The following is a 17,245-nucleotide window of genomic DNA, read 5'->3' as shown; positions in this document are numbered from 1 at the left end:
AAATGACTAAACTATTTTTTGAGGACACTGTTTTCGTAAGTGATGCAGACTCAAAAGAAGAAATTTTCAAAGAGGTATCAGAAGCTCTTGTTAAACAAGGAGATGTAAAAGATAGTTTCTTTGAACATGTAATCGAAAGAGAACATAACTACCCTACAGGCATGGATTTATCATTGTTAAATGGTAAGTATGCCAATATTGCAATTCCACATACTGAATCAGAATACGTAAATACTACAAAAATCGTACCTGTAAAATTGAACCATCCTGTTCATTTCAAAAACATGATTTCACCACACAATGATCTGGAAGTATCTTTTTTATTCATTATCTTAAATAGCGATAAAGCTAAACAAACACAGTTACTTGCTAGAATTATGGATTTTATCAATTCTCAAAAAGAAGAAGATATGCTTAAATTCTTCAACTTTAATAACTCAACAGACATCTATAACTACTTAGATAAAAACTTTAAATAATTAGGAGTGAAGACATCATGATTAAAATTTTAGCAGCATGTGGCGCAGGTGTTAACTAAAGCCACCAAATTAAAGCAGCATTAGAAGAAGAATTAACAAAAAGAGGTTATCAAGTTAGCTGTGATGCAGTAATGATTAAAGATGTTAACGAAGACTTATTAAGTGGATATGACATCTTTGCTCAAATTGCTAACACTGATTTCAGCTTCCCTATTACAATTCCGGTTGTTGACGCAGGCGCTATTCTTTATCGTGTGCCAGCTATGGCAGAACCTGTTTATCAAGCAATGGAAGATGCGATTAAATCTATTCAAAAATAAGAATTCATAATTTTAACCACTTAGAACAATCACCAAGGAGAGGATAAAATGAACTCGCTTATTGATTTAGCCAACACCATATTCAAACCTTTAATTGATTTAGGAGCTGCTCCATTAATGACTGTGATTCTTGCAATTATCACCTTCATTTTCACTAAAAAACTTTCTAAATCTCTTGAAGGCGGTTTGAAATTAGGTATCGCTTTAACAGGTATCGGTGCAATCATCGGGATCTTAACAACAGCATTTTCACAAGCCATGACAGATTTCGTTGAACGTACTGGATTATCTCTTAGTATTACTGACGTAGGTTGGGCACCATTAGCAACTATTACTTGGGGCTCCCCTTACACATTATATTTCTTAGCAGTAATGGTTATTGTGAATATCGTTTTATTATTCATTAACCGTACTAACACTTTAGATGTTGATATTTTTAACATCTGGCACTTATCTATTGTAGGATTATTTGCGATTTACTGCGGAGCAAATTTATTTGTCGCAACACTATTAGTTATCTTTATCGGCGTTATGAAAATCATTAACTCTGATTTAATGAAACCGACATTTAATGACTTATTAAATGTACCATCATCAAACCCTATGACATCTACTCATATGAACTATATGATGAACCCATTCTTGTTAATCATGGATAAAATCTTTGATAAAGTTTTCCCTTGGTTAGATAAATATGATTTTGATGCTGCAAAATTAAACAACAAAATTGGTTTCTGGGGTTCTAAATTTGCCATTGGTTTATATTTAGGTGTATTTGTTGGTTTACTTGCAGGACAATCACCTACTCAAATCTTTGCCTTAGCATTTACTGCTGCTGTTGCATTAGAGTTATTCTCTTTAATCGGATCTTGGTTCATCGCATCTGTAGAACCTTTATCTCAAGGTATTTCAAACTTTGCTAACAGTAAATTAAAAGGACGCCAATTAAACATCGGTTTAGACTGGCCATTCATTGCTGGTCGTGCAGAAATCTGGGCAGCAGCTAACGTATTAGCTCCTATCATGTTATTAGAAGCTATGATTTTACCAGGTAATAAACTTTTACCACTTGGTGGTATTATCGCAATGGGCGTTACCCCTGCTTTACTTGTTATTACTCGAGGTAAATTATTACGTATGATTATTATTGGTGCAATCGAATTACCATTATTCTTATGGGCAGGTACATTAATAGCTGAATTCGTAACTGAAACTGCTAAAAAAGCAGGAGCTTTCCCTAAAGGGTTAAGCAGTGATACATTGATTTCACATACTACTATGGAAGGTCCACTAGAAAAATTCTTAAGTTATTTAGTAGGTCATGCAGTACAAGGTGGCGGTATGTTTATTGTTTACGCTATCGTTGCACTTGCAATCTACTTACTTGCTTTCATCTGGTATGCATTTGAAATGAAAAAACGAAATAAAATTTACGAAGAACAAGGTAAATAAAATAATAATCAAAATAAACGTCGGTGTCTTACATCGACGTTTATTTATGACAAATATTTTAAAATTGTGAGATGTATTGTGGTATAAAACACATAATACATTGACATCTATCTATTCATTTACCTATACTTTAATTGACCAGATAAATATTAAAATACTTACTAACGAAGAAGGAGCAACTTATGACTCAATTATTTTCAAAAGATAGCGTTTTTGTCTCAAATGCGGATAGTAAAGAAGCGGTACTAACAGAAGTATCAGAAGCATTAGTAAAAGCAGGTTATGTAAAAGACAATTTCTTAGAACATGTTTTAGATCGTGAAAAAAATTACCCAACAGCCCTAAGCTTATCAAATATCAGTGAAACATATCCTAATGTGGCAGTACCTCATACTGAACCTGAATTTGTAAACACAACTAAAATTGTACCTGTTAAATTAACTAACCCTATCGTATTCCAAAATATGAGTTCACCTCATAAAGATTTACCAGTAGAATTCTTATTTGTGATTTTAAACGGTACAAAAGCAACTCAAGTACATTTATTATCAGACCTTATCGTGTTCTTTGAAAAACAAGATAAAGCTGAATTAGAAAAATTCTTTAAATTGACTGATACAGATGCGATTTATGAGTATCTTCAAGCAAACTTTAAAAAATAATTTTTTCTACTAACGACATTCGTATATTGCTTTAATCCTCAAATCAAATTGGTTTGAGGATTTTTTTACGTTTAAAGGACCAAAATTAAATAAAATTGGGTATTATTATTTAAATGCTTTTACAATTTAATATTAAGGAGAACGCCATGCAAAGAAATAAATTACGCTTATTGATTCCTATTGTCACTTTACTATTAATTTTGGTTTCAGCCTTATATGTACAAACTACACAAAACGGTTTGATTCAAACGAGCGCAGATACCAAGGATAAAACTCATTTTATGAATATTTGGTTGATCTATTTAATTCCACTTGTTTTGCTATTTGTTTTACCTTTACACTTTAAGTTTCAACCCCTTATTCAGAAACCTTTGAAGTCAGAACGTATTTTACTCATATTAGGTGTTTTATATATCGTACTTGTGTTTCTTACACCTAAACCCTACTTTGAGTTTTTTTATATTTATAAATTTGTATTATTGTTTTTGTTTCCTTTATGGATTATTAAGCGAGAAAAACTGTCCATACTCTCTAAAGCTAATCCAATGATCGATTGGTCTCTTGCGCCTATTGTCTATGTGATTTGGTTAGTGCTCTATTTTAGTCCTTTGAACAACTTATCTCATATCTCTTATAATGAACCTTACCTTTTCGTACTGATATTTGCGATCATTTCAATATTAATGAATGCTGTGTTAGAAGAAGTGTTTTACCGTGTGTGGCTACAAACACGTTTAGAACACTTGGGTATAGTGTCTTCTGTATGTATCAGCACAGTACTTTGGTCTTTATGGCATGCGGGCATACAAGGACAAGGAAATCTTTTGGATTTGTCAGCAAAAGCATTGGTCACACATGCGCTTGCGGGGATATTCCTTGGCTTTTTCTGGGCCAAATATCGAAATATCTACTTACTGATATTAATTCATATCTGTATGAATTTCCCGTTATACTTGATTACTTATTGGTCAAAATTCTTACCGTTTCTTTAGAACGACCGTGACAAATGAACAACCCACGAATCAATATTGGACTCGTGGGTTGTTCATTTTATTATTAATTAACGTTTATTGTTTAGTCGCATCTCGTTTGAACTTTTGTGGTAACTCAAAGAATGGTTGAATATCTTGTACATATTCTAAAATACCAATATATTCATCTTTTTCATCAAATAAAGCTTTGTATGTGACGTGAATGAATTGGTTACCTTTTTTAAACCACATGGATTCAGACTCTTTTTGTTTTGTTTTCAAATCACGAATAATCTGCATCACTTTGCTTAAACTTTTTGGTGGATGACAATTAGCCACATTTCTCCCAATAGAGATAGGTGTACGGATAAACATCATGTCAGATGCTTCAACTAAATCATTGAAATACTTAAAAGTGCCATTTTTATCTACAAACGTAATTTCTACTGGCAAGTTATTTAAAATAAGGTCCGCTTCTTTTGTCGTTAAGAAACCTCCACCAAAGCGCAAATTCTGTTGCCCTTGTTTTGCATCATATTTTGCGTCAATAGAAGTTAATTCTATTTCAGAATCGTGCCATATCTCAGGAACTTCTATCGCATAGCCAAAAGCACTGCTTTCTTGCGCAATTTGTTGCCACTCAACTGCACTGATGTCTTCCTGCATTAGTGGGATGAATAGTAACTCTTCTTGGCGTAATATGTCCGTTAAACTGCTTTCTAATTCAGTATAAGCATTTTGAATATGTCGCCAATCTACTTCTTCAAGTTTAGCTACACGTTTTTGTAGTTTATTCAACGCAAAACGAATCACATCATCATCTGCCCACATTTTTCTCGGTAAGATATACTCTCCTCTTCGTTCTATGACAGGAAAAATAATCTTTTCTTTACGGTTAAAATGTGGAATTAAACCTGAAAGTGTTTGAACTTTCCCTTTAAATAATTCAACCGCTTCTGTTTCATTCATCTTTACTTGATCTAACAAAGCGCTCGTTTCTTGAAGCAATGACTTAAATATATTAATTTCTTGTTTGAAGATATTCAGTGGATGCGTTTTATCATTTGAAAGTGTGATTTCTGTCAGTGATTGTTTTGTCACCTTTTCATATGTTGAGACAAAACGTTCTATTTCATACATAGACGTAAATTTTTCAATAAAGTAAAGCTGTCTAAGTGCTTCTGTTATTTTACTGCTTGATTCGTTTTGAGAGAGTTCTATTAACATGTCAGTAATATCTTCTTGATGTATATGTTGATCAATGAGTCCTTTAACTTCTTCTTTAACCTCATTTGAAACTGAACTAATATTAAACATCACAAACACCTGCAATTCTTATATTTCATCTCTTCTAGTATAACTGTTTAATATCAGTGACGATATTAGCATATTCACTGAATTTAATGTTTTAAATCACTGAATGTGCGTTAACGCTTGTGTGTTCGTCTCATACGAATAGATAGAAGGCATTTTCATTTGTAGGAAGTCTGCATAATCAAATTCCCCATTTGTTAAGTGGTTAAATAAAAGTGACATTGCGGTACCGTGGCCGCATATTAATAACGTTTGTACCTCATTATTTTCTATAATGCGGTGATAGGCTTGAACGATACGATCTTGAACTTCATTTAATGACTCACCATTCTCTAACTTATAGTCAAAATCTCGCCACTGCTTTTCCGCAAATTCATAAAAGTCTTCTACCCAGCGTCCTATTTTTCTTTCACGCAAACCTTCGTTTTTATTAATCAGCAGCTTCAATCTTTTTGCTGTGGGTAATACAGTTTCTATGACACGACGATAAGGACTGGCGTATATCTGTTCAATGTTTTTATCGTCAAAAAAAGATGCCAATGCTTCTGCTTTATTCAGCCCTTCTTTAGTTAAAGGTGCAATGACATCTTCTTTCACACTATTATCTCTTAATGAATGTCTGACAAAGTATATTTTCATTCTTTTTTATTCTCGTCCTCCTCATCCTCTTCTTCATAAATTGTTAAACTCAAATCAATATAATCTTCCATTTTACTACCTTTACCTTCTTGAGGATTCCACAGTACTCTTTGGTAATCTGTTCCTCCATCCAAAAAGATACAACCACATTTACAATTGACCATTTCATGTCTATGTGTAGATTCAATAATATCTCCGCACATTTTACATTTCGCAATACTTCTGATGATTTTTTTCATGATGTCCCCTTCTTTCAAGTATCGAGTTTTATTTAATCATTTAAGTTTTCAAGTTGTTCTAATCTTTTTTGATACTGAAGATATAACATGGTAAATCTACTGTTACTTTTGTTATCCCAAGGTTTTGGGCGACCACAAAAATGTAAGAACACAGTATGATAGGCAACCCAATGTGTATCGTACTCACCTACACTTTTTGTATAATACACATTTGCTTGTCTTGTGTCATAATTCCAAATTTCTTCCGGTATTTCTTTAATCTTATCACCATACAAACTATTCATAACATCTTGATCAGGTAATAATAAGTATTGATTATTTTTCTCTATAAAATTAAAAATATCATCCATGCTTATTTCTTGTCTTGCTTTTTCTACATCAATCAACATAACTCCTGAATTGAAATATACTTGACCTTGTTTCGTACCTAAACGTAGATTATTCATGCCTTGTGAAAATTTTGTAAATCCTTCATGTGTTGCTGCCGCAAATATATTCCTTTCTAAATTCAGATTCCATAAATCGTCTATTGTATTAATCACTAAAATATCTGGATCTAAATAAAGTACTTTTGTCACTGATTCAGGCAGTAATTCACCACACGCTAATCTAAAGTACATTTCTTGAGGATAACGTTCAACTGTTTTCGCATTGCCAAAATAATTGGGCGGTACTTTAACTTCTTCTAATTCCATATTAAATGATGACAATAATTCTTCTAACTGCATTAGTTTACTTTGTGGTATCTTCTCATGAACCAACCAAACTTTAAATGATAAATGAGGGTTCGTATCATGTAATGATAACAACATAACCTTTAATGGTTTCAAATAGTTTTCATTTAACGTTACTAAAATATCTACTTTTTCATGCAATGTTACCGCCTCCTTCTTTTAAAATAATCATATCACACACAACTAATTAATTAGAATTGAAAACACCAACGAATTAATGATATGAAAGGATACCAGAAATGAAAAAATTTCTAAAAGGTCGATATGTAAATAACTTTTACAGGCATAAAAAACACTCCCCAAGCTTGGGAAGTGTTTGTATAATAGTAATCGTTTGTCCAACAATTAACGTTTTGAGAATTGTGGTGAACGACGTGCTTTTTTAAGACCTGGTTTTTTACGTTCTTTCATACGTGGGTCACGAGTAAGTAATCCAGCGCGTTTTAAAGAACTTCTGTATTCAGGATCTGCTTCTAATAATGCACGAGCGATACCGTGACGGACAGCTTGTGCTTGACCTGTGAAACCGCCACCGTTAACGTTAACTAAAACGTCGTAGTTACCTTGAGTTTCTGTAACTTCGAATGGTTGGTTTAAGTCTAAAATTAATGATTCGAATGGTAAATATTCACGTACGTCAACACCGTTTACAGTGATGTTACCTTCGCCTGGTACTAAACGTACACGTGCTACTGAGTGTTTACGACGGCCTGTGCCTCTATATTCAACTTGTGCCAATGTAATTTCCTCCTTCTAATTAACCACGTAACTCGTAGTTTTCTGGTTGTTGTGCAGCGTGTGGATGTTCAGCGCCACCATATACAAATAATTTTTTACCTTGTTTTTCACCTAAACGGTTGCTTGGTAACATACCTTTAATTGAAATTTCAAGTAAACGTGCTGGGTTTTTCTCTTTTAATTCACCAGCTGTGATTGATTTAATACCACCTGGGTAGTTTGAGTGACGGTAGTAAACTTTGTCAGATTCTTTTTTACCAGTCATTTCGATTTGTCCAGCGTTGATGATGATTACATAGTCACCGTTATCAACGTGTGGTGTGTAAGTTACTTTATGTTTTCCGCGTAAAATAGTTGCTACTTCTGATGATAAACGACCTAGTGTTTGGCCAGCCGCATCAATAACATACCATTTGCGCTCAATGTTTGATTCATTAGCCATAAATGTTTGACGCATAATAATTGTCCTCCTAATAATAACTGCGTGTTGAGTTGCTTTTTAAAAAATCAATGTTACGATTCAAAGCTCAGATAATTTCAGATTGTTGATTTCGTTTCGACTTTGCTTCTATATCTAGTAACACAATAAGTTTCCGGGGCTTATCGTGGGGTGATATAAAACAATACCGCATATAATCGTATAATTTATTAGTGTATTTGTCAATACGAATCAGTCATTTTGCAATGATTTTTTGCGATGAATTTTTATATCTGAACCAAAATCTTGTATCAGTGATTCTGGTGATAAATATATCTTTTCTAAATACAATCCTTCTGCGGGTGCAGTGAACGGTACTTGATTACGATCTTTCGCTTCTAATAAGCCTGGAACTTCGTCTGGTGATCGCTTACCTTTACCGACTTCGATTAAAAACGCGACTAACACACGTACCATATTATATAGAAAACCAGAGCCAGTCACAACATAGTCAAAGCCATTTTTTGTTTTAATAATTTCACTTTGATAAAGTGTACGCTCTTTACTTTCTACTTCGGTCTTTTGTGAACAAAATCCTGTAAAATCATGCGTACCGATAAATTGTTGTGCTGCTTGATTCATTTTATCTAAATCTAAGTCATAATCATTATAAGTTTTTAAACCGCTCATAAAAACATCGCGATGCGCACCTTGATACACCATATAACGATATCGCTTTCCTACGCAGTCATAGCGGCAATGAAAGTCGTCATCGACGATTGATACCTCTTTAACATAAATGTCGTCAGGCAGTGCGCTATTCATCGCATATTGCCATTGCTTAGGTGCGATATCTAGTTCTGTATCAAAATGGAAATATTGTTCCATCGCATGCACCCCTCTATCTGTTCTGCTTGAAGGATGGATACGTACATGACGCTTATGCATACGCTTTAAAATCTTCTCAAATTGTTGTTGCACGGTTCTACCGTGCTGTTGAATCTGAAAGCCTAAGAAGTTGCTTCCTTGATACGCTATATTAACTAAAATACGCACACGTCTACACTCCTAAATATTTTAATACAAATAATATAACCGCAATTGGAATCAATGAACCGATAAGCAAAGTATCTTTCCAATGCCATTCTAATTTACGGAAACTTGTACGTTTTGATTTTACATCATATCCACGTACTTCCATCGCAATTGCTAAATCTTCTGCACGTTGAAAGGCAGAAATAAATAGTGGAATCAGTAGTGGAATAAATGCTTTGATTCTTTGTCCCATTGAACCTGAACTGATTTCAGATCCTCGTGATTTTTGCGCTAAAATAATTTTATCTAACTCTTCCATTAACGTTGGGATGAAACGTAGCGCAATGGACATCATCATGCTTAATTGTTGTACAGGGACTTTTACGACCTTAAGCGGTGATAAAATTTTATCAAAGGCATCTGTTAATGCGATTGGATTCGTTGTTAAAGTCATAATCGTTGAAGCCATCATAATGAACATCAACCGCATAGATATAAAGATCCCTTCTTTGATACCACCTGAATCAATCGAAATAAATTTCCAACTGAACAACGTCGTTCCGCCTTTAGTTAAAAACAAATGCATTAAAAACGTAAAAATTAAAAAGAACAGTATTGGGGTTAAGCCTTTTAATAAATAAAACAGCTTGATTTTACCACAATACATAAATATCAATAACACTAACAACATCCACCCATACATCGGGAAGCTATGACAGAAAAAGACTAAGACAATATAGAAAAAGACAAATGCTAATTTAGCCCTAGGATCCATACGATGTATTATCGAATCCAGAGGTAAATAGCGACCAATGATAAATTTATTTTTCATTTCGCTGCCACTCCCTATAGAGTTCAATAAACTCTTCGTCAGTTAATGCTGTATCAGATAGTTTGGTTTGATGTTTGTGTTCAAAGTCTCTTTGTAGTTGCACAATGTCTGGTAAATCCAATGAATAATCTTTAATACGCTCGGAATCACTGAGTAATGCTCTTGGTGTCCCTTCATATACAAGCGTTCCTTGTTGTAAGACTTTAATACGGTCTGCATATTGTGCAACGTCATTCATGTCATGAGTTACCAATACAATAGTCTTTCCTTCATGCTGCAACTGTTTTAATAAATCCATCACTTGCTTTCGACTATGTGGATCTAAGCCTGCTGTCGGTTCATCTAACACAATAATGTCTGGATCCATCGCAAGAATTGAAACAATCGCAATTTTACGCATTTGTCCTCCAGACATTTGAAAGGGTGACTTATTCATCACATCGCGATCAAAACCTAATTTCATCAGTAAGCGATATGCATAGTCCTTTACCTTGTCTAAGTTCATATTGAAATTTTTGGGACCGAACAGAATCTCACGCTCTACACTATCTTCAAAGAGTTGTGATTCTGGAAATTGAAAGACAAGCCCTACACGCTGTCTCATAGGTCGAATCGCTTTATCCTTAGTCTTTGCCTTCAGAACTAAATCATCAAGCGCTACGGTGCCGTAAGAAGGCTTTAACAAGCCATTAAAATGTTGGATTAATGTAGATTTGCCTGAACCTGTCTGACCAATAATCGCGTAATAATGTCCTGGTTCAAACTCTGTATTGATTTGATGTAATGCTTCATATTCAAAAGGTGTGCCTTTTTGGTACACATATGTGACGTCGTTAAATTTTATACTCATAAACGTGCCACCAGTGCATCATATGTCAGAAACTCAGACGGGTTACCAAGCAATGAATTAATGCGCATTGGAAATGGTAAATCTAAACCTATTTCTGTTAATGATGCTCCTTTCTCAAAAATTGCTTCTGGTGTACCTTTTTCATACACCTCTCCACGATTCATCACAATCATATAATCTGAATCTAATGTTTCAGTTAAATCATGTGTAATCGAAATAATCGTTACATTTTTTTCAGTGTTCAAATGTCTGACCAGCTGCATCAGCGATTGTTTGCCTTCAGGATCTAACATAGATGTGGCTTCATCTAAGATAATCACATCTGGACTTAAAACTAATACACCTGCAATCGCAACACGTTGTTTTTGTCCGCCAGATAAGGCTTGTGGTTCATGATTGCGTTGCGCATACATTTCAACTTCTTTTAATACTTGCGGGACAGCTTGATGCATTTCTTCGTAAGGGACTTCGAAATTTTCTAAACCGAATGCGACATCATATTGAACTGTAGAGCCCACAAATTGGTTCTCAGGATTTTGAAAGACTATGCCTAGGTGTTGACGAATCTCTGCTAAATTATCAGCTGTCATTGGTTGACCGTTTACAAGAATTTCCCCTTTTTGAAACGGCATCATACCCATCATCAGTTTTGCGATGGTAGATTTACCTGAACCATTATGACCGACAATAGAGGTCCATTTACCTTTAGGGATATTAAATGATAGATTTTTTAATGTGAACCATTCGTCGCCTTGGTATTGAAATGACACGTCATTAAATTCAATAATGTTCTCTGTGTTCAATATGACTCTGTCCCTTCTGTTTATTTTCACTCTACTTATTGTACATGAATATACGATATGTGTATATTCAAGACTATGTATCAAAAGCCCCTGTACCTAAAGAGAGTAAAGGGGCTTCGAAATAAAAAAGCGCGCACCCCATTCAATAATTGAGTTCACGCTTTAAAAAATATTAAGTTCTGTGAATGGGGTACTCTGAGCTAGACAATATTTGTATGTGGCAAACATTATCGTTGCACTCATTTGCTTTATATATTCATAAGTTCAGTGTGTTTACTTGTACAATGATAAGCGCACAATGTCATCACCATCGTGTGCTTCTACTTATCATCGTTGCTTTGTTACAAGTTAAAGTTGGAATTAAACGAATTCGATAATTGCTGCTTCAGCACCGTCTCCGCGACGAGGACCTACTTTAAGTACACGAGTGTATCCGCCTTGGCGTTCTGTGTAACGAGGAGCAATTTCACCGAATAATTTTTGTAAAGCTGTTTGTGTAGTTTCATCTTCGTTTAAGATTTCAACATCACGAACGATTCTAGCTGCTTGACGACGTGAAGCTAAATCTCCTTTTTTACCTAAAGTGATTAATTTATCAACCACACCGCGTAATTCTTTAGCGCGAGCTTCAGTTGTTTCAATACGCTCATTAACGATTAATGAAGTAGCTAAGTCACGTAACATTGCTTTACGTTGATCAGATGTACGACCTAATTTTCTGTAACCCATGAGTTAACCTCCTTTACCTTTATCAATCTTCTTTTCTTAGACCTAAACCTAAGTCTTCAAGTTTGTATTTTACTTCTTCTAAAGATTTACGACCTAAATTACGTACTTTCATCATATCTGCTTCAGATTTGTCAGCCAATTCTTGAACGCTGTTGATGCCTGCACGTTTTAGACAGTTATAAGAACGTACTGATAAGTCTAATTCTTCGATAGACATTTCAAGTACTTTTTCTTTTTGATCTTCTTCTTTCTCAATCATGATTTCAGCGTTTTTCGCTTCATCAGTGAGTCCAACAAAGATGTTCAAGTGTTCAGTCATAATTTTTGCTGCTAATGAAACTGATTCTTGTGGAGTGATTGATCCATCAGTCCATACATCTAATGTTAATTTATCAAAGTCACTGCTTTGACCTACACGAGTATTTTCTACTGTATAGTTAACTCTTTCTACTGGTGAGTATAAAGAGTCTACTGGTATAACACCAATTGGTAAATCACTAGTATTATTTTGTTCAGCTAATGCGTAACCTCTACCCTTATTCGCAACAAGACGGATTTTTAAATGTCCACCTTTAGCAACTGTAGCAATTTTAAGCTCTGGGTTTAAAATTTCAACATCACTATCATGAGTAATGTCAGCTGCAGTTACTTCGCCTTCATCTTTAACATCGATTTCTAATGTTTTATCTTCTTCAGAATAAATTTTAAGAGCTAGTTTCTTAATATTCATAATGATTGTAGATACGTCTTCAACCACATTTTCAATTGCTGAGAATTCGTGTAGAACTCCCTCAATTTCGATGTACTTAACGGCTGCACCTGGTAATGAAGATAGTAGGATACGACGTAAGGAGTTTCCTAGCGTAGTGCCATAGCCACGTTCTAGTGGTTCAACAACAAACTTACCGAATTTAGCATCTTCACTAATTTCAATTGTCTCAATTCTAGGTTTTTCAATTTCTATCATTATTTACATATCCTCCTTGGTTACGTCGACTTATAAGATACAGTTTATCTTAGTGATCTGCGGAAAATAACTATTTCTTGACAATAATATTATACGCGACGACGTTTTGGCGGACGGCAACCGTTATGAGGTACTGGAGTAACGTCTCTAATAGCTGTTACTTCTAAACCTGCTGATTGCAATGCACGGATAGCTGATTCACGGCCTGGACCAGGTCCTTTTACTGTTACTTCTACAGATTTTAAGCCATGTTCCATAGCTGCTTTTGAAGCAGTTTCTGAAGCCATTTGTGCTGCGAATGGTGTAGATTTTTTAGAACCTTTGAAACCAAGCGCACCTGCTGATGACCATGATAATGCGTTACCAAATTCATCAGTGATTGTTACGATTGTATTGTTGAAAGTTGAACGAATGTGAGCCACACCGTTTTCAACATTCTTTTTCACTCTGCGTTTACGAGATACTTGTTTACGTGCCATTAATATTTTCCTCCTTTACCTATTATTTTTTCTTGTTAGCTACAGTTTTAACTGGGCCTTTACGTGTACGAGCATTGTTTTTAGTTTTTTGACCGCGAACTGGTAAGCCACGACGGTGACGGATACCACGGTAAGATGAGATTTCCATTAAACGTTTGATGTTTAAGTTTTGCTCACGACGTAAGTCACCTTCTACTTTGTAGCTGTCTACAACTTCACGAAGACGACCTAATTCATCGTCAGTTAATTCGTTAGTACGAGTTTGTGGAGAAACTCCAGCTTCTGCTACGATTTTTTCAGCAGTTGATTTACCAATACCGTAAATATAAGTTAATGAAATTACAACGCGTTTTTCGCGTGGAATATCGACTCCTGCAATACGTGCCATATTATTTTACACCTCTCTTTTATTAACCTTGTCTTTGTTTGTGTTTCGGATTTTCACAAATGATCATTACTTTACCTTTACGTTTAATGACTTTACATTTTTCGCAAATAGGTTTTACTGATGGTCTTACTTTCATTTTAATACCTCCCTGTAATAATGGAGTGACGAATTATTTATAACGATAAGTGATTCTTCCGCGAGTTAAATCATACGGAGACATTTCTACTGTTACTTTGTCGCCAGGTAGAATACGAATATAATTCATTCTAATTTTACCACTCACATGTGCTAAAATTTCATGACCATTTTCTAATTCTACTTTAAACATTGCATTTGGTAAAGTATCTGTTACTGTACCTTCTAATTCAATTACATCTTGTTTTGCCATTAGAACAATTCCCCCTTTTGCATTATTAGTTAATGTCTATTGGAAAATGTTAGACATACTGCCCTTGTATCATTACGTTGAACAAAAAATCGGGAATCATTATCGTTATGCTGTCACTCATAATTCGTTAGGCTGAGAGACAAACAATATCAGACTGCCTTCATTCAACATACAAGCAGCAATGTTGAATTACTTAAGATCTTCCAAGATATCGATAACTGAGCCAGTTACTTCTTGGATGTCTTTAGAACCGTCAACGTTTTTCAAAACGCCTTCTTTATCATAGTATTCTAAGATAGGTTTAGACTGTTTTACGTTAACTTCTAAACGTTTTGCAACTGTTTCTGGATTGTCATCTTCACGTTGGTATAATTTACCGCCATCAAGATCACAAACACCATCCACTTTTGGAGGATTGAACACAAGATGATAAGTTGTTCCGCAAACTTCACAAACGCGACGTCCAGTCAAACGATTCATGAGTTCTTCTTCCGGAACTTCAATATTAATAACTGCATCAATCTTTCTGCCAAGTTCTGTCATGATTTTACTTAATGCTTCTGCTTGTTCAAGTGTACGTGGGAAACCATCTAATAAAAATCCTTTTTTCGCATCGTCTTCAGAAAGTCTTTCTTTAACGATACCCACAGTTACTTCATCAGGTACAAGTTCGCCGCGGTCCATATAAGACTTAGCTTCTTTACCTAATTCAGTTTCATCTTTGATAGCTTTTCTAAACATATCACCTGTAGATATATGCGGAATAGGGAATTTCTTAACAATTTCACTCGCTTGAGTTCCTTTACCTGCGCCAGGTAAACCCATTAAGATGATATTCATATTGCCCTCCTACAAATTATCTACCACCAAAGCCTTTATATTCTTTTTGGTTAACTTGAGCTTCCAAGCTCTTCATAGTTTCGATTGCAACACCGATAACGATCAATAAGCTTGTACCGCCGACTTGAATCGATTGCGGTAAGTTCATAAATTTAGTAGCAAGAATCGGTAAAATAGCGATAACTGCTAAGAAGATAGAACCTACAAAAGTTAAACGATATAAAACTTTGGTAATATACTTTTTAGTTTTTTCACCAGGTCTGATACCCGGTACATAACTGCCTTGTTTCTTAAGGTTGTCAGCCATTTTTTCTGGATTAACTTGAACAAATGCATAGAAATAAGTGAATGCAATGATCAAGATAATATAAATTACCATTCCGATGTCACTTGATGGATTGGCTGTATTGGCAATTTGCTGCGCCCAGTCAGCTTTAGGGAAGAACATTGTTAATGTTCTCGGTAACAAGAAGAATGCCATAGCAAAGATAACCGGGATAACCCCTGCTGAGTTAACTTTCAACGGCAAATACGTTGCATTTCGTCCTAAACGCTGAGCGGATTGTTTTTTCGCATATTGAATAGGTATCTTACGAACAGCTTGTAATACGTACACAGCACCCATTGTTAGTAAAATCAAACCAATAACTAGCCCTGCTACTTGCAACCATGCGATTGTTGTATCACTTTGCCCTACAAAGGCTTGTTGATAGAACTGAATCAGTGATGATGGCAAAGTAGACAAGATACCGGCGAAGATAATAATGGAAATACCATTACCTACACCATATTGTGTTATCTGTTCACCTAACCATAATAAGAAAGCTGTTCCTGCTGTTAATACAATTGCAATCAACAAATAACTCATAGGTGAAGGATCAACAATCAATGCACCTTTAAGATAGTTATTGAATTGGAATGCCATCCCTATTGATTGGATGAATGCCAAAAGTATCGCAAAATAGCGTGTAACGTTGTTTAGTTTCTTACGACCAACGTCACCTTGTTTGGCCCATTCTGTAAACTTAGGAACTATATCCATTTGCAATAACTGCATAACGATTGAAGCAGTGATGTAGGGCATAATACCCATTGCAAAAATGGAAAAGTTCTTCAAGGCTCCCCCACCGAATGTATTCAATAGATCAGTGACACCTTGAGAACCTTGTTGACTTTCAAACGCTGCTGGATTGACTCCAGGCGCTGGTATATAAGTACCTATTTTAAAAATAACTAGCATTGCGAGCGTAAAAAAGATCTTGTTTCGCACTTCTTTTGTTTTAAAGAAGTTTACGAATGTGTCAAACATTAGATCACCTCGTGTGCTCCACCTTTAGCATCAATTGCTTCAGCTGCAGATGCAGAGAATTTATGTGCTTTTACTGTTAATTTTTTCTCTAGAGAACCATTACCTAATACTTTGATACCCGCTTTTGCGTTTTTAACTACGCCTGTTTCGATTAAAAGTTCAAGAGTAACTTCTGTACCTTCTTCAAAACGGTTTAGTTGGTCTAAATTCACAACTGCGTATTCTTTACGGTTGATGTTTGTGAAACCGCGTTTAGGGATACGACGGAATAATGGTAATTGACCACCTTCGAAACCTGGTCTTACTTTACCACCTGAACGTGCTTTTTGACCTTTTTGACCACGTCCACTTGTTTTACCATTACCTGTAGCAGCACCACGACCTACGCGGTTGCGTTCTTTACGTGATCCTTCTGCTGGATGTAAATCATGTAATTTCATTACGGCACCTCCTTATATATTATCTAATTATGCGTCTAATTCTTCAACTTTTAGCAAGTGACTTACTTTGTTCACTTGTCCACGGATAGCTGGGTTGTCTTCTACAACTACTGTAGAGTTAGTTTTTTTCAAACCTAATGCTTCAACAGTTTTACGTTGTGTTTCTGGACGACCAATAACACTACGTGTGAGGGTAATTTGTAATTTAGCCATTATTCA

General features: G+C 35.1%; 25 protein-coding genes. 5 read left to right on the top strand and 20 right to left on the bottom strand.

Annotated features, from left to right (window positions below; translation table 11 throughout):
- Window positions 1–2: 2 nt before the first annotated feature.
- The 5 genes from HMPREF2937_RS01965 to HMPREF2937_RS01945 all read left to right on the top strand — a co-directional run bounded on the left by HMPREF2937_RS01965 (window position 3) and on the right by HMPREF2937_RS01945 (window position 3,905).
- On the top strand, window positions 3–479 hold the full coding sequence (locus tag HMPREF2937_RS01965; RefSeq protein WP_070625722.1) for a PTS sugar transporter subunit IIA: 477 nt from the start codon (window positions 3–5) through the stop codon (window positions 477–479).
- Between the two features lie 131 nt (window positions 480–610).
- Entirely contained in the window at window positions 611–799 is a 189-nt protein-coding gene (locus tag HMPREF2937_RS13945; protein ID WP_257245335.1) for a hypothetical protein, read from the top strand.
- A 48-nt stretch (window positions 800–847) separates the two neighbouring features.
- Complete coding sequence (locus HMPREF2937_RS01955; RefSeq protein WP_070863922.1) at window positions 848–2,251, top strand: PTS galactitol transporter subunit IIC; 1,404 nt, start codon at window positions 848–850, stop codon at window positions 2,249–2,251.
- 182 nt (window positions 2,252–2,433) lie between these two features.
- Window positions 2,434–2,913: a PTS sugar transporter subunit IIA gene (locus HMPREF2937_RS01950; protein WP_002479534.1), complete on the top strand. Its 480-nt coding sequence runs from the start codon at window positions 2,434–2,436 to the stop codon at window positions 2,911–2,913.
- A gap of 146 nt (window positions 2,914–3,059) precedes the next feature.
- A complete protein-coding gene (locus HMPREF2937_RS01945) occupies window positions 3,060–3,905 on the top strand; it encodes a CPBP family intramembrane glutamic endopeptidase (RefSeq protein ID WP_070863920.1) in 846 nt (281 codons plus the stop codon).
- A 75-nt stretch (window positions 3,906–3,980) separates the two neighbouring features.
- Here HMPREF2937_RS01945 and HMPREF2937_RS01940 read toward each other — a convergent pair whose 3' ends face one another.
- The 20 genes from HMPREF2937_RS01940 to rpmD all read right to left on the bottom strand — a co-directional run bounded on the left by HMPREF2937_RS01940 (window position 3,981) and on the right by rpmD (window position 17,239).
- The gene (locus HMPREF2937_RS01940) at window positions 3,981–5,201 is read right to left on the bottom strand and encodes a PAS domain-containing protein (RefSeq protein ID WP_070863918.1); all 1,221 of its coding nucleotides are present in this window, start codon (window positions 5,199–5,201) and stop codon (window positions 3,981–3,983) included.
- A 96-nt stretch (window positions 5,202–5,297) separates the two neighbouring features.
- Window positions 5,298–5,837 carry a histidine phosphatase family protein gene (locus tag HMPREF2937_RS01935; RefSeq protein WP_070863916.1) on the bottom strand — a complete coding sequence of 180 codons (540 nt, stop codon included), beginning with the start codon at window positions 5,835–5,837 and terminating at the stop codon, window positions 5,298–5,300.
- Window positions 5,834–6,076: a DUF7695 domain-containing protein gene (locus tag HMPREF2937_RS01930; protein ID WP_023014969.1), complete on the bottom strand. Its 243-nt coding sequence runs from the start codon at window positions 6,074–6,076 to the stop codon at window positions 5,834–5,836. Before HMPREF2937_RS01930 ends, HMPREF2937_RS01935 begins: the two co-directional genes overlap by 4 nt.
- A 32-nt stretch (window positions 6,077–6,108) precedes the next feature.
- Entirely contained in the window at window positions 6,109–6,951 is an 843-nt protein-coding gene (locus tag HMPREF2937_RS01925) for a glycosyltransferase family 8 protein (RefSeq protein WP_070863914.1), read from the bottom strand.
- 204 nt (window positions 6,952–7,155) lie between these two features.
- A complete protein-coding gene (rpsI, locus tag HMPREF2937_RS01920; protein WP_070863912.1) occupies window positions 7,156–7,548 on the bottom strand; it encodes a 30S ribosomal protein S9 in 393 nt (130 codons plus the stop codon).
- A 19-nt stretch (window positions 7,549–7,567) separates the two neighbouring features.
- Window positions 7,568–8,005 (bottom strand): 50S ribosomal protein L13, encoded by a 438-nt coding sequence (rplM, locus tag HMPREF2937_RS01915; protein WP_002479541.1) that lies wholly within the window; start codon window positions 8,003–8,005, stop codon window positions 7,568–7,570.
- Window positions 8,006–8,218: 213 nt separating this feature from the next.
- On the bottom strand, window positions 8,219–9,022 hold the full coding sequence (gene truA / locus HMPREF2937_RS01910; protein ID WP_002479542.1) for a tRNA pseudouridine(38-40) synthase TruA: 804 nt from the start codon (window positions 9,020–9,022) through the stop codon (window positions 8,219–8,221).
- Between the two features lie 4 nt (window positions 9,023–9,026).
- Window positions 9,027–9,833 carry an energy-coupling factor transporter transmembrane component T family protein gene (locus tag HMPREF2937_RS01905; protein ID WP_070724800.1) on the bottom strand — a complete coding sequence of 269 codons (807 nt, stop codon included), beginning with the start codon at window positions 9,831–9,833 and terminating at the stop codon, window positions 9,027–9,029.
- Window positions 9,823–10,683, bottom strand: coding sequence for an energy-coupling factor transporter ATPase (locus HMPREF2937_RS01900; protein WP_070863910.1), 861 nt, complete (start codon window positions 10,681–10,683; stop codon window positions 9,823–9,825). Before HMPREF2937_RS01900 ends, HMPREF2937_RS01905 begins: the two co-directional genes overlap by 11 nt.
- On the bottom strand, window positions 10,680–11,489 hold the full coding sequence (locus tag HMPREF2937_RS01895) for an energy-coupling factor transporter ATPase (protein WP_031262423.1): 810 nt from the start codon (window positions 11,487–11,489) through the stop codon (window positions 10,680–10,682). Before HMPREF2937_RS01895 ends, HMPREF2937_RS01900 begins: the two co-directional genes overlap by 4 nt.
- A gap of 357 nt (window positions 11,490–11,846) precedes the next feature.
- Complete coding sequence (gene rplQ, locus HMPREF2937_RS01890; RefSeq protein WP_002479546.1) at window positions 11,847–12,215, bottom strand: 50S ribosomal protein L17; 369 nt, start codon at window positions 12,213–12,215, stop codon at window positions 11,847–11,849.
- 22 nt (window positions 12,216–12,237) lie between these two features.
- Window positions 12,238–13,182 (bottom strand): DNA-directed RNA polymerase subunit alpha, encoded by a 945-nt coding sequence (locus HMPREF2937_RS01885; RefSeq protein WP_002479547.1) that lies wholly within the window; start codon window positions 13,180–13,182, stop codon window positions 12,238–12,240.
- An 89-nt stretch (window positions 13,183–13,271) separates the two neighbouring features.
- Window positions 13,272–13,661 (bottom strand): 30S ribosomal protein S11, encoded by a 390-nt coding sequence (gene rpsK, locus HMPREF2937_RS01880; protein WP_002479548.1) that lies wholly within the window; start codon window positions 13,659–13,661, stop codon window positions 13,272–13,274.
- A 22-nt stretch (window positions 13,662–13,683) separates the two neighbouring features.
- A complete protein-coding gene (rpsM, locus tag HMPREF2937_RS01875) occupies window positions 13,684–14,049 on the bottom strand; it encodes a 30S ribosomal protein S13 (RefSeq protein ID WP_002479549.1) in 366 nt (121 codons plus the stop codon).
- A 22-nt stretch (window positions 14,050–14,071) separates the two neighbouring features.
- A complete protein-coding gene (gene rpmJ / locus HMPREF2937_RS01870) occupies window positions 14,072–14,185 on the bottom strand; it encodes a 50S ribosomal protein L36 (protein ID WP_002479550.1) in 114 nt (37 codons plus the stop codon).
- Between the two features lie 33 nt (window positions 14,186–14,218).
- Window positions 14,219–14,437 (bottom strand): translation initiation factor IF-1, encoded by a 219-nt coding sequence (gene infA / locus HMPREF2937_RS01865; RefSeq protein ID WP_002479551.1) that lies wholly within the window; start codon window positions 14,435–14,437, stop codon window positions 14,219–14,221.
- A gap of 189 nt (window positions 14,438–14,626) precedes the next feature.
- Window positions 14,627–15,277 (bottom strand): adenylate kinase, encoded by a 651-nt coding sequence (locus HMPREF2937_RS01860; protein ID WP_002479552.1) that lies wholly within the window; start codon window positions 15,275–15,277, stop codon window positions 14,627–14,629.
- A 16-nt stretch (window positions 15,278–15,293) separates the two neighbouring features.
- Window positions 15,294–16,586 carry a preprotein translocase subunit SecY gene (secY, locus tag HMPREF2937_RS01855; RefSeq protein WP_070863909.1) on the bottom strand — a complete coding sequence of 431 codons (1,293 nt, stop codon included), beginning with the start codon at window positions 16,584–16,586 and terminating at the stop codon, window positions 15,294–15,296.
- Window positions 16,586–17,026, bottom strand: a complete 441-nt coding sequence (gene rplO, locus HMPREF2937_RS01850) for a 50S ribosomal protein L15 (RefSeq protein ID WP_070863907.1) — start codon at window positions 17,024–17,026, stop codon at window positions 16,586–16,588. Before rplO ends, secY begins: the two co-directional genes overlap by 1 nt.
- A gap of 27 nt (window positions 17,027–17,053) precedes the next feature.
- Window positions 17,054–17,239, bottom strand: a complete 186-nt coding sequence (rpmD, locus tag HMPREF2937_RS01845; RefSeq protein WP_002479555.1) for a 50S ribosomal protein L30 — start codon at window positions 17,237–17,239, stop codon at window positions 17,054–17,056.
- Window positions 17,240–17,245 lie beyond the last annotated feature (6 nt).

Origin of the sequence: Staphylococcus sp. HMSC061G12 (genome assembly GCF_001838465.1) — a bacterium.
Lineage (GTDB): Bacteria > Bacillota > Bacilli > Staphylococcales > Staphylococcaceae > Staphylococcus > Staphylococcus simulans.
The sequence above is the reverse complement of the archived record's forward strand: the minus strand, read 5'-3'. Positions and strand labels throughout refer to the sequence as shown.